This window comes from Paenibacillus paridis, from assembly GCF_006345825.1.
Lineage (GTDB): Bacteria > Bacillota > Bacilli > Paenibacillales > Paenibacillaceae > Pristimantibacillus > Pristimantibacillus paridis.
The window spans coordinates 687801-712722 of record NZ_VCIX01000092.1; the positions used below are offsets into that span (position 1 = coordinate 687801).

23 protein-coding genes are annotated in these 24922 nt (G+C 41.9%); 20 read left to right on the top strand and 3 right to left on the bottom strand.

The window, feature by feature from the left end; all coding sequences use genetic code 11:
- Positions 1-16: 16 nt before the first annotated feature.
- From FJQ58_RS24870 to FJQ58_RS24920, 11 genes are all read left to right on the top strand, one after another.
- Positions 17-1552 (top strand): spore germination protein, encoded by a 1536-nt coding sequence (locus FJQ58_RS24870; RefSeq protein ID WP_139997483.1) that lies wholly within the window; start codon positions 17-19, stop codon positions 1550-1552.
- Between the two features lie 30 nt (positions 1553-1582).
- Positions 1583-2782 (top strand): Ger(x)C family spore germination protein, encoded by a 1200-nt coding sequence (locus FJQ58_RS24875; protein ID WP_139997484.1) that lies wholly within the window; start codon positions 1583-1585, stop codon positions 2780-2782.
- Positions 2783-2818: 36 nt separating this feature from the next.
- Positions 2819-3919, top strand: a complete 1101-nt coding sequence (locus tag FJQ58_RS24880) for a GerAB/ArcD/ProY family transporter (protein WP_162341763.1) — start codon at positions 2819-2821, stop codon at positions 3917-3919.
- Between the two features lie 281 nt (positions 3920-4200).
- The gene (locus tag FJQ58_RS24885) at positions 4201-5745 is read left to right on the top strand and encodes a right-handed parallel beta-helix repeat-containing protein (RefSeq protein ID WP_139997486.1); all 1545 of its coding nucleotides are present in this window, start codon (positions 4201-4203) and stop codon (positions 5743-5745) included.
- A gap of 113 nt (positions 5746-5858) precedes the next feature.
- On the top strand, positions 5859-6320 hold the full coding sequence (locus FJQ58_RS24890) for a DIP1984 family protein (protein ID WP_139997487.1): 462 nt from the start codon (positions 5859-5861) through the stop codon (positions 6318-6320).
- Positions 6321-6616: 296 nt separating this feature from the next.
- Positions 6617-7186: a hypothetical protein gene (locus FJQ58_RS24895; RefSeq protein WP_139997488.1), complete on the top strand. Its 570-nt coding sequence runs from the start codon at positions 6617-6619 to the stop codon at positions 7184-7186.
- Positions 7187-7218: 32 nt separating this feature from the next.
- Positions 7219-8487: a serine hydrolase domain-containing protein gene (locus tag FJQ58_RS24900; RefSeq protein ID WP_139997489.1), complete on the top strand. Its 1269-nt coding sequence runs from the start codon at positions 7219-7221 to the stop codon at positions 8485-8487.
- Between the two features lie 114 nt (positions 8488-8601).
- The gene (locus FJQ58_RS24905) at positions 8602-9306 is read left to right on the top strand and encodes a hypothetical protein (protein ID WP_139997490.1); all 705 of its coding nucleotides are present in this window, start codon (positions 8602-8604) and stop codon (positions 9304-9306) included.
- Between the two features lie 11 nt (positions 9307-9317).
- Positions 9318-10016: a CD3324 family protein gene (locus FJQ58_RS32650; protein ID WP_202915323.1), complete on the top strand. Its 699-nt coding sequence runs from the start codon at positions 9318-9320 to the stop codon at positions 10014-10016.
- A 169-nt stretch (positions 10017-10185) separates the two neighbouring features.
- Positions 10186-10962: a DUF817 domain-containing protein gene (locus tag FJQ58_RS24915; RefSeq protein ID WP_139997491.1), complete on the top strand. Its 777-nt coding sequence runs from the start codon at positions 10186-10188 to the stop codon at positions 10960-10962.
- 69 nt (positions 10963-11031) lie between these two features.
- Positions 11032-11454: a YhfM domain-containing protein gene (locus tag FJQ58_RS24920; protein ID WP_139997492.1), complete on the top strand. Its 423-nt coding sequence runs from the start codon at positions 11032-11034 to the stop codon at positions 11452-11454.
- A gap of 202 nt (positions 11455-11656) precedes the next feature.
- On the opposite strand, the gene FJQ58_RS24930 is transcribed toward FJQ58_RS24920, so the two are convergent.
- A complete protein-coding gene (locus tag FJQ58_RS24930; protein ID WP_139997493.1) occupies positions 11657-12463 on the bottom strand; it encodes an AraC family transcriptional regulator in 807 nt (268 codons plus the stop codon).
- A gap of 144 nt (positions 12464-12607) precedes the next feature.
- On the opposite strand from FJQ58_RS24930, the gene FJQ58_RS24935 reads away from it, so the two are divergent.
- From FJQ58_RS24935 to FJQ58_RS24945, 3 genes are all read left to right on the top strand, one after another.
- Complete coding sequence (locus FJQ58_RS24935) at positions 12608-13537, top strand: glycoside hydrolase family 43 protein (protein WP_139997494.1); 930 nt, start codon at positions 12608-12610, stop codon at positions 13535-13537.
- Between the two features lie 83 nt (positions 13538-13620).
- Complete coding sequence (locus FJQ58_RS24940; RefSeq protein ID WP_139997495.1) at positions 13621-16020, top strand: alpha-L-arabinofuranosidase C-terminal domain-containing protein; 2400 nt, start codon at positions 13621-13623, stop codon at positions 16018-16020.
- 136 nt (positions 16021-16156) lie between these two features.
- Entirely contained in the window at positions 16157-17278 is a 1122-nt protein-coding gene (locus FJQ58_RS24945; protein ID WP_139997496.1) for an NAD(P)/FAD-dependent oxidoreductase, read from the top strand.
- Positions 17279-17287: 9 nt separating this feature from the next.
- Here the strand turns inward: FJQ58_RS24945 and FJQ58_RS24950 are convergent, their stop codons facing one another.
- A complete protein-coding gene (locus FJQ58_RS24950; RefSeq protein WP_139997497.1) occupies positions 17288-18157 on the bottom strand; it encodes a copper amine oxidase N-terminal domain-containing protein in 870 nt (289 codons plus the stop codon).
- A gap of 170 nt (positions 18158-18327) precedes the next feature.
- On the opposite strand from FJQ58_RS24950, the gene argC reads away from it, so the two are divergent.
- The 6 genes from argC (at position 18328) to FJQ58_RS24980 (ending at position 23779) form a co-directional block, all read left to right on the top strand.
- Positions 18328-19299, top strand: coding sequence for an N-acetyl-gamma-glutamyl-phosphate reductase (gene argC, locus FJQ58_RS24955; protein ID WP_139997498.1), 972 nt, complete (start codon positions 18328-18330; stop codon positions 19297-19299).
- Between the two features lie 168 nt (positions 19300-19467).
- Positions 19468-20463, top strand: coding sequence for an alpha/beta hydrolase (locus tag FJQ58_RS24960; protein ID WP_202915324.1), 996 nt, complete (start codon positions 19468-19470; stop codon positions 20461-20463).
- A gap of 197 nt (positions 20464-20660) precedes the next feature.
- Positions 20661-21095: an SRPBCC family protein gene (locus FJQ58_RS24965; protein WP_139997499.1), complete on the top strand. Its 435-nt coding sequence runs from the start codon at positions 20661-20663 to the stop codon at positions 21093-21095.
- 208 nt (positions 21096-21303) lie between these two features.
- A complete protein-coding gene (locus FJQ58_RS24970; RefSeq protein WP_139997500.1) occupies positions 21304-21909 on the top strand; it encodes a pentapeptide repeat-containing protein in 606 nt (201 codons plus the stop codon).
- Positions 21910-22070: 161 nt separating this feature from the next.
- Entirely contained in the window at positions 22071-23321 is a 1251-nt protein-coding gene (locus FJQ58_RS24975) for a TolB-like translocation protein (RefSeq protein ID WP_139997501.1), read from the top strand.
- Between the two features lie 149 nt (positions 23322-23470).
- The gene (locus FJQ58_RS24980; RefSeq protein ID WP_139997502.1) at positions 23471-23779 is read left to right on the top strand and encodes a hypothetical protein; all 309 of its coding nucleotides are present in this window, start codon (positions 23471-23473) and stop codon (positions 23777-23779) included.
- Positions 23780-23855: 76 nt separating this feature from the next.
- Here the strand turns inward: FJQ58_RS24980 and FJQ58_RS24985 are convergent, their stop codons facing one another.
- Positions 23856-24806 carry a copper amine oxidase N-terminal domain-containing protein gene (locus tag FJQ58_RS24985; protein ID WP_139997503.1) on the bottom strand — a complete coding sequence of 317 codons (951 nt, stop codon included), beginning with the start codon at positions 24804-24806 and terminating at the stop codon, positions 23856-23858.
- Positions 24807-24922 lie beyond the last annotated feature (116 nt).

Here is a 24922-nt window from a genome sequence, read left to right on the forward strand (position 1 = left end):
AAAGGAATGAATCCGAATGGTACAAAGGGGACAACTAGAACATCATTTCGATTATATTCTAAGTGGAAATGCGACCGAGGATTTAATGAATTTCAAAACTATTTTCAATCATTGCATCGATATCAAATATCGCGAATTTTATATTAATGACGTAAAAAAGGGCTCGTTAATTTTTTTGAACGGAATGGTCAACACCAAAACCATCGATTTAGATATCATGAAACAGTTAATGGATTGCGAAGAAAATCTATTTAAGGAACCCGAACTTCTGGCAGAAGATATCAAAAATATTGTTCATAATAAATTGATATATTCTTCGCAAATGTGCTGGGTGGAGCTGTTTCAAGAAATTGTAGAGCATATTTTATCGGGGAACGTTGCATTGCTGTTAGATGGGCTGAAAGAAGTCTTGGTTATTAGCGCTAAAGACTGGGACAAAAGAGCGATCGATGAGCCGGCAACGGAAGCCGTTATTCGCGGACCAAGAGAAGGCTTCCAAGAAACGCTCAGTACGAATATTAGTTTAATTCGCCGAAGGTTAAAAACTTCGCTACTTAAGATGGAAGAGATGAAAGTAGGCAAGCTATCCAACACCGAAATTGTGATTACATACTTAGAAGGAATTGTTAATGAAAATTTAATTTTAGAGGTGAAGAACCGACTAGAACGAATTGAAATCGATGCCGTTTTGGAAAGTGGTTATATTGAAGAATTAATCGAAGACCATTCCTTTTCGCTTTTCCCGCAAGTGTTAATTACTGAGAGACCTGATCGCGTGGTTGGTAATTTATTAGAAGGCAAGGTCGGAATCATTATAGACAACACCCCGTTCGTCATCATTGTGCCGGGCACCTTTTTTCAACTGCTGCAATCCCCGGAAGATTATTACCAAAGGTATTTTGTTGCATCTTCCATTCGGTTTTTACGTTTGCTTTCAGTCGTTCTATCTTTGCTTCTTCCATCGCTCTATATTGCTTTAACTACGTATCATCAGGAAATGATACCGACAATGCTGTTAATTAGTATAGCCGCTGCCCGAGAAACGGTTCCGTTCCCCGCATTTGTTGAAGCTTTTGTTATGGAAGTCGCTTTTGAAAGCCTAAGAGAAGCAGGGGTGCGTCTTCCGCGTCCCGTTGGACAGGCTGTGAGTATAGTTGGGGGACTCGTGATTGGACAGGCGGCTGTTGAAGCGGGCATTGTCTCCTCTCCCCTTGTTATCGTCGTCTCTATGACGGGGATTGCGTCATTTATTTTTCCAAGTTTCCAGCTAGGGCTTGCTTTCCGTTTTCTTCGTTTTCCGATGATGATCGCAGCGGCAACATTCGGACTTTACGGCATATTAATGATGGTTTTGCTGTTATTAATGCATATGCTCAGCATACGCTCTTTCGGTGTGCCTTATTTGACGCCGCTGGCTCCTTTGCGGATTAGCGGCCTTAAGGATGTACTCGTTCGTGTAAGCTGGCTTAAACAGTCATCCAATAAAAGCGAGAAGAACAAACAACAAATGGGCAAGCCTTTCATCCGCCATCGTCAGGGGAAATATAAATAAGATTGTTTGCATCTGAAAAGGAAGGTCTTGATGAGAAAACAAGTTATTTTGTTGTTTACTGTCATAGCAATGTTTGGTATGACTGGCTGCTGGAGCCGAGTGGAATTAAATGATGTGGCCATCGTCACTGCAACAGCTTTAGATTTGGCAGACCGTAATAAAATCCAAGTGAGTATACAAGTTCTGCGGATTAATATGAATAACGCTTCAGGCGGCAATGCAACTGTATTGTTTTCTGAAGAGGGAGAGTCTATCCTGGATGCTTATCGTATCATTCAGAAAAAAATACCGCGTCATCTTAACTTCGCACATAATCGTGTGATCATAGTCGGTGATAAATTAGCACGTTCGGGAATGTCTGATGTTATTGAATTTTTTTCGAGATACAGGGATGCTCGTGGCAATAGTTATTTGCTGGCAACCAAAGGCAAGGCAGCTGACTTATTGAAGATCGGACCAAGCTTCGAGAAATTTACGGCAGAAGAAATCAGGGAAGAGCAAAAGGCTAAGGTCATTGATAACGTAAGTCTGCGAGAATTCGCTTATCGATTACTTGAAGGAGGCATAGAACCGATAGCATCACAGATTCAAAGCGTGCCTTCAAGCGACAAAGCGCTTACTTCATCAAATAATGATAAAAAAAAACAGAATAACGAGTGGTCACTTGCCCTTGTCGGAGTAGGTGTCTTTCGTAAAGATCACTTAATTGGATGGATGAACGCAGAAGAAGCCGAATGCTTATTGTGGTTTAGAAATAAGGTAAAGGGTTCCGTTATAACGACGATGCTCACGGGGGATAAGCGAGAGTCGGGCAAATTAAGTGTTCAAATCATGAAATCTAAAACGACAATCAAACCTAAATTACAGGAAGAGAAAGTAAGTTTTGATGTGAGAGTAGAAATGATCGGCGACTTATATGAAAATACGACCAAACTGAGTACAAACAGCCTTAAAAACTTGGAGACCATTCAACTTGCTGTGGAAGCGGAAATTCAAAGCAGAATTAAGTCCACAGTGAAAAAACTACAATTAAAATATAAATCAGACATCGTTGGGTTTGGACGTATGCTTCATCGGGAACACAAAAAAGAATGGAACGAGAGATTTGAAAAACGATGGGAACAAGAATTCCCTCATGTCAAAGTAAACGTTACAGCACATTTTAAAATTATTGGAACAGGGCGCATTAACGATTCTTTAACCTGGGAAGAAAGAGATTTTAAAAAATAAGCAGTCTAAACTAGCATGAAGAATAGGATTAGGAATATGGAGATCATTTCTCGTCACCAACTGCTAACAATATCAATCATTTACCAAATCGGTACCACCATCATATTCGGTTTCGCAGCAGGTGCAGGCAGAGACTCTTGGCTTGCTGTTTTGATATCCACTTTTTTTGGTACCGTTTTGGTATGGATGTATACAAGAATAACGCATTTAAATCCAGGTTTAACCTTCATTGAGTGTTATCCGGCACAATTTGGGAAAGTGATCGGTACTCCAATTGCATGGCTTCATCCTCTTTTATTTTTGTATATCGCAGGGCGAATCGTAGCTGATATTAAAAGCCTGGTTCCAACGACTATTTTACCGGGCACTCCTCCGTGGGTCATTCTTCTATTCTTTATGGTCGTGATTTCCTATGGGCTTTTTTTAGGCATTGAGGTGATGGGGAAGCTTGCTGAAATCATTTTACCGATTATTTTATTGATCTTCTTAATAGAAGTCATTTTGATTATTAGTTCAGGAGTAGTCCATCTTGAAAACTTAACGCCTATACTGGATAAAGGGTGGGGGCGCATTTGGTCTGTCGTTTGGCCGCTAGGTATCATACAATCCTTTGGCGAGTCACTTGCATTGGCTCTCGTCTGGACTTTAATGAATGAGCGGGCGCGAGTAGGGAGAACGATGATCCTCTCCTCACTGTTCGCTGGTCTGTTCATAGCCTTTACCGATGCAATGGCTGTTGTTGTTTTCGGAGAAGAAATATTTAAACGTGCCACATACCCGTTGTATGCATTGGTACAAGCAATATCCGTAAGTGATTTTATCGCACAGCTTGACGCAACAGGCGTTATTTATTTTTGTTTTATGGCTTTCTTGAAAACTTATATTTATCTGTTTGCAACGATTCGTAGTATTCAAAAACTGACCTACGCACGAAGAAGCCGCGTTTTCATTTTTCCAGTCGTCAGTATTGCTTTCGTGTTGGGCATGACGATGGCACCTAATGTGGTTGAACATATTGCCGTTGTTCAGAAAGTGATTCCGTATGATCCCCTCTATTTATCGCTTATGATGGTATTTCCATTTTTGTTGTTTTGCGTCTCATGGATTCGCCAAAAAAATAAAACACAGCAGAATTAATGTAAATCGAGATTGGAGGGTTTATCATGGGTGATTACATATTGCCCTGGCAATCCAGTGTGATGTTAAAACATCCATGGGTGCTATCAGCATTTTTTTTGATTATCGCGATCCTTTTATCGTTCCTTACATGGTTTAGGAGAACGCGCCATGAACAAGAGGAAGATTCAAGCGGGAATCAAGACAGAAACATGGAATGAAATCATATGGTTGATAAGATCTGTGACCGAATGGGTGTAGTATAATGAAAGGAAACAGTTAAGAAAGGCAGATTAATCAACATGCCATCCATGAGTAAACTATTCATTATAGGTCTAACGGTTGCAGCTGTGTTTATTTTGATAGGGCAATGGCGTACCCCTTCCACTTCAGACGTCAACTCTATCTACTATGTAGACTCTAGTGGTAATGACGAAAACGCGGGCACCAAAAAATATCCTTGGAAAACTCTACAGCATGCAGCAGACGCCGCAAAACCGGGCAGTACGGTGTATGTGCGAGGAGGCGTCTACAAGCAGAAGCTCAAGATTACTCGATCTGGCTCTGCCGGTGGTCGTTCAATCACCTTCGCAAGCTTTCCGGGAGAAACGGCAATCATAGATGGAAGGGGGCTTTCTGTCTCAGAGCAGCAAGGTCTTATTGAGATTGAATCTGCCAGCTATATTACGATTCAAGGGTTTGAAATCCGTAATTTTATAGCAACGCAACATGAACAATTGCCTATTGGCATTTATGTTCACGGCTCAGGCGGCTATATTAAGTTACTGAATAACAAAGTGCATGATATTCAAAATACGGCTGAACCGATCGGCAGCGAATTACGTGGACGAGACGCCCACGGTATCGCTGTTTATGGTTCGGATGCGCCAGCCTCCCTGCGCCATATAACGATAGATGGCAATGAGCTTTACAACCTAGTGCTTGGTTCAAGTGAGTCGCTTGTAATAAATGGAAATGTGGATACTTTTTCCGTGACAAACAATCTCATTCATGATGCTGACAATATTGGTATCGATCTCATTGGTTTCGAAGGCGTTTCGCCGCATCGGACCTACGATCAAGTGAGAAACGGATTAGTCAGCGGAAATCGTGTGTATAACATCACTTCCAACTTTAACCCTTCTTACGGTAAGTCACTTCCAAACCATAGCAATGCTGCTGGCGGCATTTATATTGATGGAGGCAGAGACAGCGTTATTGAGCGTAATTATAGTTACAACAATGATATTGGCATTGAAATTGCGAGCGAGCATGCAGGGAAGGCGACAAGGGATATTACCGTCCGAAGTAACATCGTCTACAGCAATCGGTATACGGGAATCGCAATGGGCGGCTACGATAGCGAGCGAGGCGCAACGGTAAATTGCAAGATCATTAACAATACGTTGTATCAAAATAACACGCTGAGTGACGGTAGCGGTCAAATTTTGCTACAGTACGATACCAAAAATAATATCATCGCAAATAATATCATATTTGCAGATTCATCGAATGTTTTTATCTATAACGAACAGAAGAAAAATTCGGGAAATAAGATAGACTATAATCTCTATTACGCTCCCGCAGGCGCAGCGAAAGCAAGATGGGTTTGGAAGAATAAGGAGTATGTAGGATTCGCCGCGTACCAGGCCAGCACGGGGAATGATAGCCACTCTATCTTTGCCGATCCCCGATTTGTGGATCAAGCCGTCAATGACTTTCATCTTAAAGCTGCATCTCCAGCAATCGATGCGGGTAGTCCATACCCCTGGATCATCAAATCCTTGGACATTGACGGTCAAGCAAGACTACAGGGCGAATCAATAAACATAGGGGCGGTTGAGTAATTTATTGCTCGCTCTAGCTTTTTAAGCCAGCCTTAAAAAGCAATTGGAAAATAAATGATAAATTGGTATATTAGAATTACTGTGTTGATGTGAACATAACGGAGGGATTAACTATGAGACTAGCGGAAGCGCTTGTCATGCGAGCGGACTGCCAACGGAAGGTGGCTCAGATTAAGCAGCGCCTTGGCAGAGTTATAAAGGTTCAAGAAGGAGAGAAGCCTTCGGAATCGCCAACCGAGCTATTGGATGAATTGAAGCGGACGCTCGATGATTTGGCCGTCTGGGTGAAGAAGATTAATAAGACAAACGCTTTAAGTGCGTTTGATGATAGCATAAGCTTGGCAGAAGCGCTGTCGGAACGTGACCGTATCATGCAGCATCGGAATATTTTGAATGAGATGCTTAGTGAAGCTTCCATTAGGCAGGAACGATACAGTCGGCAAGAAGTGAAATTTTACACCACCATTGAGATCCCTGTTCTTCAGAAAGAGGTTGACGAGCTGTCAAGGAAATACCGTGAGCTCGACTTTAAGATTCAGGAGAAAAATTGGAGCACGGTTTTGCTGGAAAGTTAAACAAGTCGGTAACCCAAATCATATAAGCGAGCACAACCCCCCAACGGGTAGTTGGACCTTGATGTAAATGCCGGGCCATATTTACAAAACATAACGAATTAGCCCAATAATGTAACAAGAGTGCGCTTTAGCATGTAACAAGGCTGTATGTTGTTTAATGTAACTACCGCGTGCTGGTGTATGGTTTAGGTGAGGGTGGGTTCGGGGACTTGTTCAAATCTTTTGCGGAGACAGTTAGCTTGTTGCTAACCTGTCTCTTTTTTATATAATGCCTATTGGAAGTGGTGATCTGGATCATGGGGATGGATTTCGTTTGTTACATAGGACATCAGTTGAGCAAAAATGATCTAATCCAGATGTCTGAGCAGTTAAATAAAGGTAGCTTTAAGTACATATCAGCCTTCATAGAAGATCTGTTAAAGTATAACCCTGATGATGTAAATCAGAAGTGGGAAGCGAACACGGAGGTTCTAGGAGATGAACTATGCCTTTACGGACCTTGCTGCCTCAAATTTACCTTCTCTGAACAGGTATGCAAGATCGATCATTTTACTCGGTGGCTTACTTTTATATTAAACGATTCAGAAACTGATTTTAGAGGTCATTTGAGAAATGTAGCGTATGAGTTAACTCGATATTTCCATTCGACTTTTGCTATCTATGTTCCTGATAGTGGAGTGAAGGAATCAGCTATTATGGATTTTTTCTGGGATGATGAAAATAAAAGCATTGATTATATGAAGGAATGGCTGCTAACAAATTGCGGTGAACCCAAACGCGAAATTGAAGATATTTTTCAAGATGGAGGTGATTATTGGGAATCGGATGGATATTTCATTGATTACTTTAAAGATTATACCGAATAGAGTGATACAGATGGGAAAGGAGATGAGACCAATTGCAAGCCATACGATCGAAGCTAGATCAATATCTGAATAAATATCTGGAATTGTGGGACTTTTACGGAGTTATTCAAGTTACCCAAAAAAGCGAAGTGCTCTTTGAAAAAGCGTACGGTTATGCAAGTATCGAATTTGGGCTCGAAAATGATATGAATTCATGCTTCTCCATCGCATCCATGTCCAAACAGTTTACTGCGTTTGCAATTATGCTCCTATATGAACAGAAATTACTGGATATCGATCAATCTGCACAATTATATCTTCCTGCAAATATGAAGATTGACGAATCGATCACGGTCCATCATTTATTATCGCACACTTCAGGGTTATATAATTTTTATCAGTTCGAGGATGATTTTTTTGCTGGATACAACAGAATGGAATATTCACGAAATGAATTTTTTCAGCGGTACATAAACAAAAAGCCGACAAAGCCGGCTGGCGTCACCTATGACTATAACAACTCAAACTATAATTTGCTTGCTTGGATCATTGAACAGGTCTCAGAAGAAAAATATGCAACTTTCATACGAAACCATATATTTTTGCCCTTAGCTATGATGAATAGTGAAGTGGACGACAGCTGTAAAATTATTAATAACAAATCAAGCAATTATGTGAAAGATTATGATTCCAACATCAAAAGTCCCTATTATAATGAGAAATTCAGCATTGGCGCAGGCGCGATTATCTCAAACTGCGATGATTTGTACAAATGGTATCGCTGTTTGCGGGATCGGAACATCCTGTCGCCAAAAACGTACGCTAGGTTTTTCAAAGAGAATAAAAACAACTACTGCTATGGACTGGAGCATTACCATACTTACGGGACAGATAGCTATTCTCATGGAGGAGACCACCTTGGGGTGAGCACGTATATGCAGCATTATTACGATGAAGACATTTGTATCATTATTCTCTCTAATAATGAAGCAGTCAATCAGTATAGGGTTGGCAAAGCGATTTCAGATATTTTACATCAATTTGATATAGAGGCTCCGACTAAACATGAGGAGTTTCCAATCAGCGAAAACAAGCTTAAAGAATATTGTGGAACTTACTTGAAAGATAAAATAGAAGTTGAATTTAGTAAGGGTAAGTTATATTTTACGAGATTCGCTGGCAATCTTCATATTGAGATTTATCCGGTGGGCGAAGGGCGGTTCGTTCGTAGATTTTTTGACCAGATCCATCCGTACACGATAGCAAAGAATGAAAATGGTGAGATGACGTTTTTGGGGCATACAAAGCATAGCGGTGTGTAAAGTTGATTTAAGATATTCATTGCCTATAACCTCTACATTTCAAGTGATATGCTTTATTTATCAGATGCGCAGCTGATGTCACGATGACTTGAAAATGGAAAAGGAGATAAAAAGATGAACAAGGACCATATCATTAAATCGTTGCTTTCGGAGAAGGTACGGATGACTCCGAATGGATTTGTTGCAGATCAATTGAGCCCAGCACAGTTTGAAGATGTTCATGAGTTATTTTTTGACCATCTATTAGAAATTAGCTCGTCAGATATTGCGGGAGTAGAGGGATATGGTGAATTCGATGAGAATTGTAAAACGGAATATGAAAGCTGCAGAGAGTATCTGATCGGTACCTTTGCAGAAGATAAAGAAGGCTATTGGTATAATTGGAAAGAGCTATTCGAAACGACGGTTCTCAAGCGCGATTTTTTTGAAAAATATTTCAAGGAAATGGAAGACAGAATTCGTTATTGTGAAGGGCAACGTTTTTTGGTTTACAATAATACGTTTTTTGTCAATATGATTACAGACGGAACGAGCAACGTTGGCTTCCCTGATTGGAGCAGATCCGGCATAGGCGACTTTCTGTTGGATTTTGCCATTATGGACTTAAATAAGCCTTACTTAAACGTACCGGAATTGTTGGTGGAGTATTGCAAGAAAAGGGATATCATCATTCCGGATTTTAAAGAAAGGTACTTATGTATGGCTTATTATAAAGGGATTGATACACTGCGCTGGCATGCGTCAATTGACGATACGGAATCTTGCTTGTCTATCATGAAATCAATCGGTGAACTGAAAGATCGACTATATGCGATATAGATGGTGATGGTATGAAATATGAAAATGCCAGCGATGTGTTGCCCGAGGAACTGTTGAAGCAAATTCAGAAATACGCCGCAGGAAAACTTCTTTATATTCCTTCCGGTGATGAAAAAAAGGCATGGGGAGAAACCACCGGTTACCGGAATCAATTGCAGAGGCGAAACGTAATGATTCGCAATATGTACAATCACGGGAGGACGGTTTCGGAGCTTGCGGATGAATACTTCTTATCCCTTGATTCCATTAAGAAAATCATCTATTCAAGGAAAAATGAAAAGCATTTAACGTATGCTCCGGTATTAGCATCCGCTGTACAATATGCCAATGCCGGAATGTTCGAGGAATGGATTCAATGCTATCTGCTGCTTACCCGAAAGGCATCTCCTATTCTAGATGAGTTCATGAAGGAAGATCATTTATATTTTGGCATCGTAAAGTTCCCATTGCGTCTTATTCAGTGTAAGGGTATCGATAGTGGAGCCAACCATTTAGTTGAAGCTGATGAACCAATATCCGCGCTCCCGCCGCTACTCATTCAATATGAAGAAGGCAAATTTGATTGTATCGTACAAAACGAGCTATTGGCCAAGTTAAAACAACGAAAAGTAAACGCGTATCCAACCATCATTGTTTTGAAAGGCAATGCCGATTACAAAAGATTTATGAAATATTATGGCACTGTTTTATTTTTTGTCGATAAAGTTTGATTTTTAGCAACGATCATTCAGACTAATCAAAACATGAAAATCAAGAAAAGCTAATTTCTCTTTTTCCACAGACATTCCGCCGTTATGATGAGTAAAAGATATTCAATGGATTGAATGTATTTGAAAAGTCGAATCGGAAAATTAAAGGAATTGTGGGAGACAAATATCAATGAAATCTATAACACAGCTACTGCATTTTGGTTATCATCAGGCAATGAGCTGCATCTTTCCTGTAGCTATCTTTGGAACTTTAGCTCTCTCTAGCCAAATTGAAATACCTTTCATTCCTCGTTACGATGCCATTCTAATTATCTTGCTTGGAGTACAATACCTCATGTACAAGAGCGGTTTAGAAACAAGGGATGAGATTAAAGTCATCTGTATCTTTCATCTTATTGGTTTGGTGCTGGAAATTTATAAGGTAGGGATGGAATCTTGGTCATATCCTGAGCTCGGGTATTCGAAAGTGCTGGGTGTCCCGCTTTATAGTGGATTTATGTATGCAAGCGTAGCAAGCTTTATGTGTCAAGTGTGGCGGAGACTACGGATGGATATAACCGGCTGGCCTGGACTTATTCCATCGTCGCTGTTAGGTGGAGCCATCTATTTGAATTTTTTCACGCATCATTATATTCCCGATTATCGCTGGTGGCTGACGGCGCTTGTATTTATTGTCTTTTGGAAAACAAAGATCATCTATAGGGTAAGGATGATCACTTATCGAATGCCCTTAACGCTAGCTTTTATCATTGTTGGTTTCTTCATCTGGTTAGCGGAGAATATAGCAACTTTCTTTGATGCTTGGAAATACCCTGACCAGCACCAGACCTGGCATTTGGTTGGTTTTAGTAAGATCAGCTCTTGGTTCCTGCTGGTCATCATCAGCGTCATCATCGTTGCTCAGCTGAAACATGTGAAAGCTGGCCGAGTAACGAATGATACTTAAGTAGGGGATATTTGATTAGAGAAACCTTTTTATACCATTTACGTCTAGGAGGTAGAGGCTTTGTAGGAGGTGGTTATTGTAAAAAAATATTTACTTGTCTTCGTTTCGGCATCTCTTTTATTATTTATTCTTGGATGTAATGAGAAGAGCCAGGATGCTAGTCTAACCAACAACGAGGTTCTAATTGATCTAGTTTGTATAGCACATACGGGCACTAATGAATGCTCAGATCGGAAATTTAGTGATCTCGAATCATTTGAATTATTTAAAACGGCAGCAGATCGTGCAGTGAAAATGCAGGGTATTCTTAATTATGCAGCAGAATATACGTTGAGCATTACATTTCAGAATCAAATAACAAAAAAATATCATCTTTCTTTAGGTACGGATAGAGAGATGAAGGGGTTATTGGTGGATCTTGCAAATACCCATGAGGGCTATGAAATTCCTATAACAGAAGCCAACAAATTAAGGGATTTGATGAAAGGTTAAAATCCAAGAAGCAAGACGGGCTGCTCGCGAGGGCAGTCTTTTTTTTGCGTTCCCACATGGAGGGCCAATTCAGGTGACGGTGTAACCAGGATAAAAATCTAGCCGTTTCAGCTTCAATTCCGATGATTATTATGTACCCGTTCGCACAGAAGTTTTTTGTCAAAGGCGTTCTTGTAAGGTCGGTCAAAGGCTAGCTTATCCGTTAAGATAGGAGTTGCGTTTCGGGTAATCGATATTTACGTCGATATTCGGTAGGCGTCAAGTGCACGCTCTTTTTAAATTGTCTCATAAAGTGAACCTCGTTATCGTATCCGCAGAGCTCAGCGATCGTTTTAATATCATGCGTGGAATTTTCTAATTGATGCAGCGCGAATTCGAGTCGATTATGAATGACGTCATTAATGACGGATACGCCAAATATCTCTTTATACAGCTGTTGAAAATGCGATCGGCTCATATTCATGCTTGCCGCAAGCTCATCGATTGAATATGAAGTTGAAGGTGTATTATAGATCACATTGCGAAGATTAATAAATTGATCATAGTGCTTGCTGATATGATGATTGTTGTCGATGCGGCTGTGCATTTCGCTTAATTTCATAAACAGACATCGTATGGTAGCATCCATAATCTCGCGCATGTAAGGGCCGTTATGGACATGTTCGCTTTGCAGCTCGCTTACTTTTCTGGAAATATAAAAGGGATCATAAGCTGTCATAACCGTATTGAGCGGCAGTTGGAGCTGCTGGCAAAGCTCTTCAATTTCGTCGGAATCGAAGTGGAACCAATCATGAACCATCGGTTCCTCGACAGCCTCATAGTATTGTTTGCTGCCTTTGCCAAACAGGATGTAGCTATTTTGCTCTGTGATCTTTAATTTTCCTTGTGATTCAATTTCCATTTTACTGCGGAAAAGTAGAAATAAATAGTCTCCTGAGCCTTCTGGGCGGTCGACGATAAATCCTTCTTTATGTGTGACATTATAGCCACATCTCTTGATTTGAATCAATGTAATCCCTCCAATAACATTTGGACAATAAATCAGTTAATACCTATCATATATCATTTACGATTGCACAATAAAGTTGGAAAATAAGGTAGTGTACTAATCTTATTATGGATAATATTTCAGCTATAAGGATGAGTGAAATCAATGGCAGCAAATTCGGAACAGTATGCGGGTTATTTGTTCGCTTATTTTAAGGGCGAGCGATATGAGGACGGGGAACAAGTATATTTTGCGCTTAGTGAAGGCAATAACGCATTGGCTTGGAGAGAATTGAACGGTGGAAGACCCGTTCTTGTTTCTACGATGGGAGAGAAGGGGGTTCGCGACCCCTATATCGTAAGATCCCCACTTGGCAATTCGTTTTATTTGGTGGCGACCGATCTGCGGATACACGGCAATGGCGATTGGAAACGAGCAGTTACGGCGGGGAGCCGTTCGATAATGATTTGGAACTCATCGGATCTTGTTAAATGGTCACAGCAGTCGATGGTAGAGTTAGCGCCGGAGGGGGCAGGCTGCACATGGGCACCGGAAGTATTCCGTGATAGCGGCTCAGACGTATACAATGTCTTTTGGGCTTCCATGCTGGACAACGACCATTCGCGCGGTGAAACGGAAGGTTATCATCGAATGTTGTACGCCACAACGAAAGATTTCGTTTCGTTCAGCAAACCGCAAATCTATATGGATTATGGGTATTCTGTCATTGATACAACCATGATAGAAGCTAGGGGCAAGGTATATCGGATTACCAAAGGACGCAACATCATACAGGAATCAGGCAGTTCTTTCCATGATCTAAGCTATAAGCTTATCAATGGAAACGTTGAGCAGCCGTTTTTAAAACAAGGCGAAGGGCCGATAATTTTCAAATCAAACACAGAAGACAAGTGGTACGCATTTGTTGACGAATACGTGGATCGTGGCTATGTTCCACTTGAAACAACGGATTTGAGTTCTGGTAATTGGGCCTTGCCCGAGCACTACTCTTTGCCTGCTTCGCCGCGCCATGGTTCGGTGCTTCCTGTTACCCAGCTTGAATATGATAGATTGCTAGAACAATATGGAGGATAAGCTCATGGACAAGCAGTTGCAATAGCTGACCTTACTCGGTGAATGGGCTGACTTTTTCTAATTCAAGATGGAGGAGATGTCAAATGAGTAAGAATCAAGGAAAGCTAACGATCCACACAAAGCAACGAGGTGCCGAACTTAGCGATTTATTCGGCATTTTCTTCGAGGACTTGAACCATGCGGCCGATGGTGGACTCTATGCAGAGCTAATCCGCAATCGTTCGTTCGAGTTTGATCCGATCGATCATCCTGATTTTCATTCGCTGACTGCTTGGGAGAAAGTCGAGAGAGGCGGCGGACTGGCCGAGCTCTGGATTGAAGACTCGTATCCAATGAATGAACGCAATAGACATTATGCTGTTATCGCTATTAATAAGCCGGGTGATGGAGTCGGAATTGCGAATGTGGGCTTCAATTCGGGAATCCCTGTTCGGACAGGGGAAGAATATCTATTCTCCTTCTACGCGAGACGCGATGAGAGCTTCAATGAACCGATCCGTATTACGATTGAAAGCAATGAAGGTATTATCCATGGAGATGCGACAGTTGTGATAGACTCGTCCGAATGGAGAAGATACGAGGCTGCAATTACTGTTAATGAAACGAATTACAGCAGCAGGCTAACGATTACGACAGTCGGATCAGGAAAGCTGTATGTGGACATGGTCTCGTTGTTCCCCAAGAAAACGTACCTAGGGCGTATGAACGGACTGCGAGAAGATATTGCATCTTTACTTGCCGAGCTGAAGCCCAAGTTTATGCGTTTCCCCGGTGGTTGCCTGGTACATGACGGCTCCCTGAACCCGGATGACCGCAATTCAATGTACCGTTGGAAAAACACGATCGGTCCCATTGAGCAGCGGCCTTCAAGAAGGAACAATTGGCGATATAATCAGACCCTTGGTTTAGGCTATTATGAATACTTCCTGTTCTGCGCGGATATTGGCGCAAAGCCGATTCCTATCCTGCCAGGCGGGTATGATCCGCATCATAAACGAATCGTTCCAATTGACGAGCTAGGCCCTTGGATTGACGATGCGCTTGATCTGATTGAATTCGCGAATGGTGATCCCTCGACGGAATGGGGAGCTATCCGTGCAGAGCTTGGTCACTCAGAACCGTTTGGGCTCGAATATATCGGCATTGGCAACGAGGAGGTCGGTGAACCGTTCTTTGAGCGGTACAGCTATTTCCATCAAGCGATTAAAACCAAGTATCCGGCTATGAAAATTATTAATTCCAGCGGCCCGTTTGCTGCCGGGGGCGAATATGAGAGAGGCTGGCAGTCAGCGCGGGAGAACGGATCAGATCTAGTGGATGAGCATTACTATCAATCACCGGAATGGTTTTTGGCTAACTTCGATCGTTATGACGGGTTCAAGGCAGATGAACCAAAGGTGTTTTTGGGAGAATACGCTTCATGGGGCAACACCTATTATAATGCGATCACTGAAGCGGCCTATATGATCGGATTGGAGCGTAACGCCCATTCGGTTGGGTTGGCATGCTATGCACCTATGCTCTGTAACGTCGACTATGTGAACTGGAAGCCCGATCTTATTTGGTTCAACAACCATGAGGTATTCGGTACGCCGAACTACTACGTGCAGAAGCTGTTTATGCATCATCAAGGAGATCGACTGCTTCATATCGAAGCGAGTGGCTTCTCGCAGCCTAAAGTTGGCGAGGCGAAGTCAATCAATGGCGCAATCGAGCTGACCGCAAACGCCAGCAGCGTTAACTTCTCGGACGTGCGTATCGTGAACAACGATACAAGCGAAGAAAGGTTATTCACAGGTTGGACAGCCGAGCTATCGGACACCGAGGAATCTCGTCTTGAAGGAAAGACGAAACGAGCTGTTCGTCTTGGCGATACGGATTGGTCTAATTATACGCTATACATGACGGCTAGAAGAATTGACGGTTCAAAAGGGTTCGTCGTGTACTTTGGCCAATCTGACGAACGAAACCAATTGTTCTGGGAAATCGGCGGCTGGCAAAATCAAGATTCCATGATTAGCTCCCGCGTGGACAATCGCAATTCTTGCTTAACGCAAAGCTTGTTCGCCGTCGAAACTAACGTCAAGTATGAGCTTGCTCTAGAAGTATCGGGAAGACGGATTCGAGCCTACATTAACGGAGAGCTCATTCATGATACGGTGGATAAGCTGCCTATTATCCAGCCGCTCTACAGCTCCTCTAGTGCAGATGATGCTACAGGCGACACGATCATCAAGGTTGTTAATGTACAGGACGCTGCCGTATCAGCGGACGTTGCTTTGGAGGATTTGCCAAAGGCAAACGAGCATTTCGTCGAAATCTATGAGCTATCAGGTTATTTGCTTGAGGATGAGAATAGCTTTGAGCAGCCTCAGAAGATTATGCCGGTTCAACGCGGCTTTTCGTTCGAAGGCAACAGCTTTTCTCATGAGTTTCCCGCACATTCCGTTACCGTATTTAGAATCAAAACGTCAGCCGAATAAGCTGGCGTTTTTTTTACATATGTAACAAATGGAAAGCAATTGGAAGGAAACATGTATGTGAGTTCAACAGCTTTTTCTATTTCATAAAGATGTCGGTATAATAGGAAGAACGATTACATAAAGGAGTGGAATTCATATGAAGGTCATTGTCATTGGAGCGGGCATTGCTGGAGCATCAACCGCTTACCAATTGGCTAAGCAGGGAGCGGATGTTCTCATCATCGATCGGAAAGATGAAGGACAGGCAACGGATGCCGCTGCCGGCATTATTTGCCCCTGGTTGTCACAGCGGCGTAATAAGGCTTGGTATCGCCTTGCGAAAGCCGGAGCGTCTTATTATCCGATGCTGATTGAAGAGCTTGAAAGAGAAGGGGAGACCGAAACCGGCTATGCCAAGGTTGGGGCCCTTAATATACATATAGATCCAGAGAAAATCAGCAAAATGGAAGAGCGAGCATACAAGCGTATAGAAGACGCGACAGATATCGGAGAGATTACTCGGCTTGATTCACAAAGCACTCGCGAGCTCTTCCCGCTGCTCGCTGAAGGATATACATCCCTTCATATTAGCGGTGCCGCGCGTGTTGATGGCCGGGCGCTGCGTGATGCTTTGCTTCGATCTGCCCAAAGAAACGGGGCGGAGCTTATATACGGAAATGCGGAGCTGGAATTTCAATTCAAACGTGTAACGGGTGTGAAGGTTGGGGCAGATCACTACTCGGCTCAACTCGTGATCGTTTGCGCTGGAGCTTGGGCAGGAGAATTGCTGCAACCATTGGGCATTGATTTTAAAGTCAGTTATCAGAAAGCGCAAATCATGCACTTGCAGGTGCATGATACCAATCAAAATACGGATAAATGGCCGGTCATTATGCCGCCTTCCGATCAATATTTGCTCGCCTTTAAACAGCACAAAATCGTGATAGGGGCAACTCATGAAAATCATGTGCAGGACTATGATACTAGGATTACCCCCGGCGGAATGCATGAAATTTTAAGCAAATGTCTAGCTATCGCCCCTGATCTGGCAGATAGTACTTTTCAGGAAGTAAGGGTGGGCTTTCGCCCATTTACAGCTGATTTTCTTCCGGTTATAGGCGCCATTCCAGATTGGGAAGGGCTTCTTGCAGTAAACGGTCTCGGCGCCTCCGGATTGACGATGGGCCCTTATATCGGAGTCCAGTTAGCTAAGTTAGCGTTGGGAATGGACTTGGACATTGATCTAACCGATTATGACATTCGTAAAGCTATGGGCTGAGCTGTTGGTTTATACACTATTCTGCAGGTAACGAAATTCAAATTCATCGGGTTTCCAACCTGGAACAGGCGGTCTTCTTAATTGTGGGAAACTTACGCTATCAACTTTCCAGACTCCAGCGGTATAAACAAGATTAGCTATCCGATCGCTGACGTAATAAGTTGCACCGGACAAGTCAACTCCTTGAGTAATGGTTTCTAATAATCTTGCTGATGTACTATTTTTGTAATATATAGTTGATACATAATCATAACCATGCTCAGGATTGCCAAGTTGAAGATTGGATTCTATGCCATTTTCAATGAGATTATCAATAAAGCGATTGGTAAAGTAAGACTTGAAATGAAGTCGAATATCTTTTATGGCAGACATATCGCTTGCTTCATTTAATTTATTGGATAATAGTTTTAGACGGGCATCCGATATTTTCTGTGATGCTGGAAGCTGAACGCCTCCCATGTTCACGGCAATACGATTTTCTTCCAAGATAATCGTGGCTTGTTGAATCTGCTGATTCCATTCAACTTCGGCTCCGAGTGTTTGGCTGACAAATCGCAACGGAACATAGGTGATGCTGTTGATTAACTCGACTGGTACATCCAGTTCAATCTCGGTATGGTCGACAATCACCTTTTTGGAATCGAGGGTAAGCCGGATATTGGTATCGCCTTGCTTTATTTCAATTGTTTTTAGCTGTGGGTTCCACTCCACGATAGCACCCATATTTTGAGATACGGCTCGTAAAGGGATCAACATTCGGTTGTTCTTCAATTGCCCGTTTTCAATAATCGTGGGGTTATAGGCGAAGCCTACGGTTGGTAAGGCGGGAAAGGCTAAAATCGTGAAAGCTAGCATCGTTAAAGTCAGTTTTTTAATCATGTTAACCTCCTTCTAATACAACCATAGACGCAATTCCCGTGGAAAGGTTACGAAATAATTCCATTTATTTACTTGGACGAATCCGAGCATGTATTCTATTTTTGGAACATGAATTGTATAAAAATACTTTTATGTGTATAATTATTCATTATATATAAAGGGGATAGCCCATGAAAGTATTTGTAGATGGCCAGTACGGCACGACAGGACTCAAAATACATAAAAGACTTTCCAAGCGGAACGATGTTGAGCTTCTATCGATTTCGGCGGAGGATAAAAAAGATCCCGAGATGAGAATAAAGGTATTGAATGAAGCAGATATTGTATTTATGTGTCTGCCGGACCAAGCTGCTCGAGAAGCCGTGACTCTCATTAAAAATCCCAATACCCTTGTGATTGATAGCAGTACGGCTTTTCGTACCCATGATGAGTGGACCTATGGCTTGCCGGAATTATCTGTTACACAAAGAGTAAAGATCTCCAGCGCTGCTCGCGTGTCGGTGCCTGGTTGTCATGCTACAGCATTTATACTTGCAATTAATCCACTTGTCCAGATGGGGCTCCTTCCGCCTGGTTATCCGGTTAGTTGTCAATCATTAACGGGTTATAGTGGCGGGGGCAAAGCATTAATTGAACAACATGAGGCAGGTCGTTATAGTGATGTAAATGACAGCTTAAAGCACCCTCAGCACTATAGCTTAAGCCTCGAGCATAAGCATTTGCCTGAAATGAAGAAATTCACAGCTCTTGCGTTTCATCCTGTATTCCTTCCGACAGTTTGCAATTATTATAATGGTATGGTGATGACGATTCCTTTGGTTACTCGTCTGCTTACTAATCAACCTAGTCTTCAGGAAATTCATGCTGCTCTCACAGATTACTATCAAGGAGAAACGTTCGTAAAAGTTTTCCCGCTTGATGATACGAAAGGAATTTCTCCATATGCTCTTGATCCGACATTGTGCAACGGAACGAATTGCTCTGAAATTTTTGTCCTAGGAAACGATGATCAAGTACTTATCGCATGCAGACTAGACAATCTTGGGAAAGGCTCTTCGGGAGCAGCGATACAATGTATGAATATCATGTTGGGTCTTGACGAGGGATTAGGGCTTATCGAGGGAAGCGCAAATAAAGTATAAGTAAGAATAGCGAACAGAAGCGATGTAGATGGTTGCCGATGACGCATAGCATTTTTATGCTCGTTCATACTCCGTTCATATTGTCGTCATGGAGAGTACATTTTCGTCGTGTAAGCTTTCCTTAGCGGTCGTTAAGACAGCACAATATAGAGATGATGACAGGAGAAGATGCGAGTGGGAATACGAGCAGCAAAGAAAACAGAGTCTGATACAGGAACAGGTAGGATGAAAAAAATTTTTAAGATGATACTAAAAATATTAGCCGTATTCGTTATCCTCATTGTGGTTTTTGTTGCTATTGTTTTTATTGTTAATAAGATCAGCACGAAATCGGAGCAAGGGAAAATACAAACCTATGGTCAATTAGTACCTGTAGATGGGAAAAATATGAATGTTCTGATTCAGGGACAAGGCGAAGAAACAATTGTACTACTTCCAGGATATGGAACAGCAACGCCAGCGCTTGATTTTAAGCCGCTAATTGAAGAGCTGGCACCATTTTACAAAGTCGTCGTGGTTGAGCCATTTGGATACGGTTTAAGTGATGGAACGAAAAAAGAACGTACCACTGAAAATATCGTGAGTGAAATCCATGAAGCTCTGCAGGGGCTTAATATCGATCGTTATATTCTCATGGGTCACTCCATTGCCGGCATTTATGGAATAGAATATATCAATAAATATCCAAATGAAGTAAGCGCGTTTGCAGGGATTGATAGCAGTGTTCCAACGCAAGGCGGTATGGATGCTGAGCTTCCAACGGGAAGCTTAAAGCTGCTCAAACAATCAGGCTTCGGCAGATTGATGCTGAAATTCGGTACTGACCCGTATGAAGAACTGCCGTTTGATGACGAAACGAAACAACAAATGAGAATGTTTACTCTTAAAAACATGTATGAGTCTACCACATTAAATGAAATGGAACATATTTCAACTAATTTTAAAGCAGCTCGCGGCTTAACCTTCCCACCAAATCTACCGCTTATTTTCTTTATCCAAGCGAATAACACAGGCGTTGAAGGATGGATCCCGCTGCACGAAGAGCAAATCAAAGATTCTGTTCATGGCAAGGTGTTGACCTTTGATGGTGACCATTATTTACACCACACCAAATCGAAAGAAATCGCTGAAAACTTTAGGACGTTTATGGAAGAAGTAAAATAAGAGAACAAGAAAACCGTCCTTAGGGCGGTTTTTTTGTGTATTCTCAGCTATTTTCCTTTCGAAACCGATTCCATATCTTTCTAATCGAAGAGTTTATGATATTAAGTTATGAATTTATGTACTTCAGACATATCGACTGCTGGTGAATGATCATGATATGATTTGAGCAGACTATCATCATATTAGGAGGTTTTGCAATGGGACAAGATAATACAATAACAATAATAATTGAAACGGTTGTTCATGCCCCTGTTGAAAGCGTGTGGGAATATTGGACGGAACCGAAGCATATTACAAAATGGAGTTATGCCTCTGATGAATGGCACGCGCCATCCGCTGAGAATGATCTGAGGGCTGGCGGTACATTCGTCACGAGAATGGAAGCTAAAGATGGCAGCTTTGGATTTGATTTCGGCGGTGTTTACGATGAGGTTAACCTTAACGAGAGTATTATCTACACGATTGGCGACGGTAGAAAAGTGAAGATTGATTTTAAACCCCAAGACAATAACACGCATATCATCGAATACTTCGAAGCAGAAGAAACCAACGAACTCGAGATGCAAAAAGCCGGATGGCAAGCGATTTTGGATAATTTCAAAAAATATGCAGAAGCAGCTAACGAAGAATAAAATTTCTTCGCAGCCTTAGAAGCGCATGCCGACATTGGCATGCGCTTCTTCAATGTATGGCGAAATGCTGGAAATAAGAGTTCCTGTACGCTATGTTTGATAAAAAGATATTAAAAAATAAATATCTTGACTTTTTGGTTTCTTTAGACAGGGTATTGACTTCCTTGTGCTATAGTATTAAAAGTTAACCATTCATAGGAGGCAGCTCATGTTTCAATATAGCAATCAAAAATATACAGGAGTTAACTTTGGCACTCAAGATTTAAGATATGGCGAGTTAATTAGTTGTACCTTCCATCGTTGCTCGTTTTCTAACGGATCTCTGGAGGAAATTACGTCAAGCAATTGTCGTTTTGTGGAGTGTGATTTTCGCGGGGCATCGTTAAATGGTTCCATCCATAAAGAATCAGCGTTTGAGAATTGCAGTTTTAACGGAGCTAGCCTCTTTGTTGCCAAATTTGAACAATGCAAAATGACCGGATCGGATTTTTCTGGCTCCAATATGGACGGAATTACGATTATTCAAGGGGATTGGTCCTACACCAATTTGAGGCATGCTAGGTTAGTTAGGCAGGATTTACGTGCCGTTAAGTTTTTTGAAGCTGACTTGTCCGGGGCGAATTTAGAAAAAGCCGATTTGAGAAATGCTGATCTGACAATGGCGTTACTGGCAAAAGCGAAGCTGCAGGGAACGGATACGCGAGGTGCGAAAATGGACGGTGTGGATTTTAAAACATTCCCCGTTACCGGGATGAGAATGGATAGAGAGCAAACGGTCTTATTCTCGCTTTCTCACGGAGCAAAGGTAGATTAAGATTGTTGAACTTATATATTATTAAAATAATGGCCCATAAGAACGGTTGCTTTACGAGTGAAGCAACCGTTCTTATGGGTCTTTTATGAGGCTGAAACTAAATCCAAGCATGATTCGTCTAAATATTGGGATAAAGTGAAAGGTTTGGGGGAGGCGAGAGGTTGAAGAAAAGTGTTCTTGTTATGATGGTTATAACCATCGCACTAACAGGATGTACAGCTACAGAACTTGAATCAGAACAACGTACCGTCAATACCAAAAATGAGGTATCTAATCTTGAAGAAGATCTTAACACCACAGGAACCAAAGAAATTCTGACCGATCTTCAGTACCATAAAGAGAACTGGACGGAACTGGGTGATGAGTGGGTGGAAGAAGCTCAGATGTTTAGAACATTAAAGAGGATTAGTTCTAGAGAACAGGATAGGAAAGAGGAATTTGCAACATCGGTTAGAACGGGACATGGAGATATTGTGTTTAATCTGCAGAAGGTACAGTACAAAGACAAAACAATCGTGATTCCTCAAAATTTCGATGATTTCCCTTTGGAATTTGCATTTATACGGGAGGGGGAGAAGCTGCTCGTAGCTGCGGAGAATGGACTTTGGATAGTGGATAGTTCAAACAGCCAGCCTCAAAAAATATCTTCAAGCCTCTATAATGGTAAAACGTATGAAGACTTCGCTCAAGAGTCAATTGACTTACATGGGAAAAACTACGTAAGCTGGAACAGTGGCATCCTACCAAGTCCGGATAGCACAAGGCTGGTTTACAACTCTAATAAACATGACATGGAATCAGGCGGATCTGCTCTATTTATGTTTGACCTCGCTACAGGTGACGAGGCTATGGTTGCAGATACGGTTGATGTTAATTATCTCATCAATGGATGGTTGAATTCGGAAAGCGTAATCTGTACAAAATATAAAGATACGATCCTCTCTAAAGTTTTAGTTAACCTCGATGGTGAGGAGATTGATCTTAATCTCCCAGAAGAATCTGTCATTTATTCTGTGCAGGATGGACGGATAGCTTATATCACGCATCGGAGTAATAGCGGTGATGAATTTCATGTTGCAAGAGTGGATGAAACGGGTACGCTTCAAGCGATCACATCAACACGAATTGAAGGAAAAGCAAGAATGCGTGCCGGCATTGAAGGTTTCAGCCCGGATCATTCCTACGCAGCCTTCCTATATGTTCCGGACGAGTCACCAGAGAAGAGGTATATTAAAGTGGTGAATCTGAACAAAGGCACCATAGTGGACATAAACTCGTTGCCTGACGATATTAATCCTACAGCGAACATTATAGAATTTTCTTGGATCAACGAAAACACGTTGTTTATCGAAGTTCAAGAGAAGGTTTCCGGAGTCAAAAAGAAGTCCGATTGGACCTATTCCTTGCAATGAGCGAATAAATGGCAGACTAATTTTTTTATTTTAAAAGAATTGATTTGTTGTAGGGTTAAGTTAAAATAAGAGACATGCATTCCTAAGGATGAAATACGATTATACAAACAGAGATCGTGCATATTGAATAGAATATTGGAGGTATTACTTTGAGTCAACGCTATCGTATTACAAGAGCATTTCAGGAAAATGAAAAATTGCCGCAAACCATCTCATTGGAAGAGTGCAAAATGTATTTTGCATCCAAGCCTGATTTTTCCTATACATCCGTATTTACGGTGACAGGGGCTACTACGATGTCCATCGAGGGAGATTTCTTCATGTGGAGCTTTGGCGACAAGCAGATCCCATTCAGGCTTTATCAAGGCGATCTATATGTATCTGGCACTAATGAAGCCGTAATTCCCATGATGAATGAAGTTGCCAATGAATTAGAGGCGGATGTGCTGGAAGGATAATATTTTTAATTAAAACGTGAAGCCCACTCCTTTTTACTAGGATATGGGCTTTTTTGCAGTTGTTAAACTGGTTTAGTTAGGAATTAAACGGTTCAATCAAGGGCACTTCAATTTGAAACGCCTCTTCGACGACAGCAACAGGCACAAGAATTTGTCCTTGATCGCCAGAGAATGAGGGAAGTGGGTTTGGAATAGGGGATCCATTAATAAGAACCTCTTCGCCCCAATGGTTGAACTGCAGCACGTTGTCTCCCTTGGTAAACACGACCTGTGAGCTCGATTCATCCCACAAAACATTAGCTCCAATCAAAGCAGCAAGCTCCCTAGCCGGAAAGCGGCTTTCATTGTAAGCCTTAAGGTCTGCTACGGTATGGATATCCTTCAATTTTGCGCCTGGAATGCGGTATTCAATCCGGTAGGACTCATCTTCTGGATGCAAAAGGAATAATAGGGTGCCAAATACGGGCTGCTTCTGATTTTTTAAAGCCTTTATTATTTGCAGCATATACTCAGAATCATTTGGCTCTAGTCCGCGGTTAAGCTGAAAGGTTGCATCGAAGGTTAGATTTGCCTCGGTGTATGCTGGAACGTTCCCTTCGCTCACTTGGTCAACCGGTCTGCTTGTCGTGCAGCAGGTAAAATCTAAATAAAGGACATTCTTGAAGTCGCTTTCCATGGACATGAAGCGCTGGTCCATGTCTTCTTTTGCCTGATGAAGCCATAATGTGTTCGTATAGTCATCGAGAAAGCCAAAGGAGCTTTCCTTGTGCGGATATACATTAAATTCAAGGTTGCTTGTGCCTTGAGGGTATACCCGTGCACTGAGGGGTTCAATATTATCCCACAAATAGGATACCCGTTTGATCGTCATAGGTTCGTTATAGGTTTGTTCTAAATAGTGTTTCACTTTGTATGTAAAAACGGCTTTTTTAAATATCCCCAAATGGAATTCTGACACGCCTGCAACAAGCAGCACAAGAAAAATGCCGATCGCTCCGACTACAAATTTCCCTTTATACTTTCTCATAATAAGCTGAAAAACTCCTCACTATTAGTAATGTGCAGTTATATGGTAGGCTGCTCTTGTTTTTGCTATCCACATGATTCCTTATCTGAATTGATGGGGATGTCGATGCTATACAT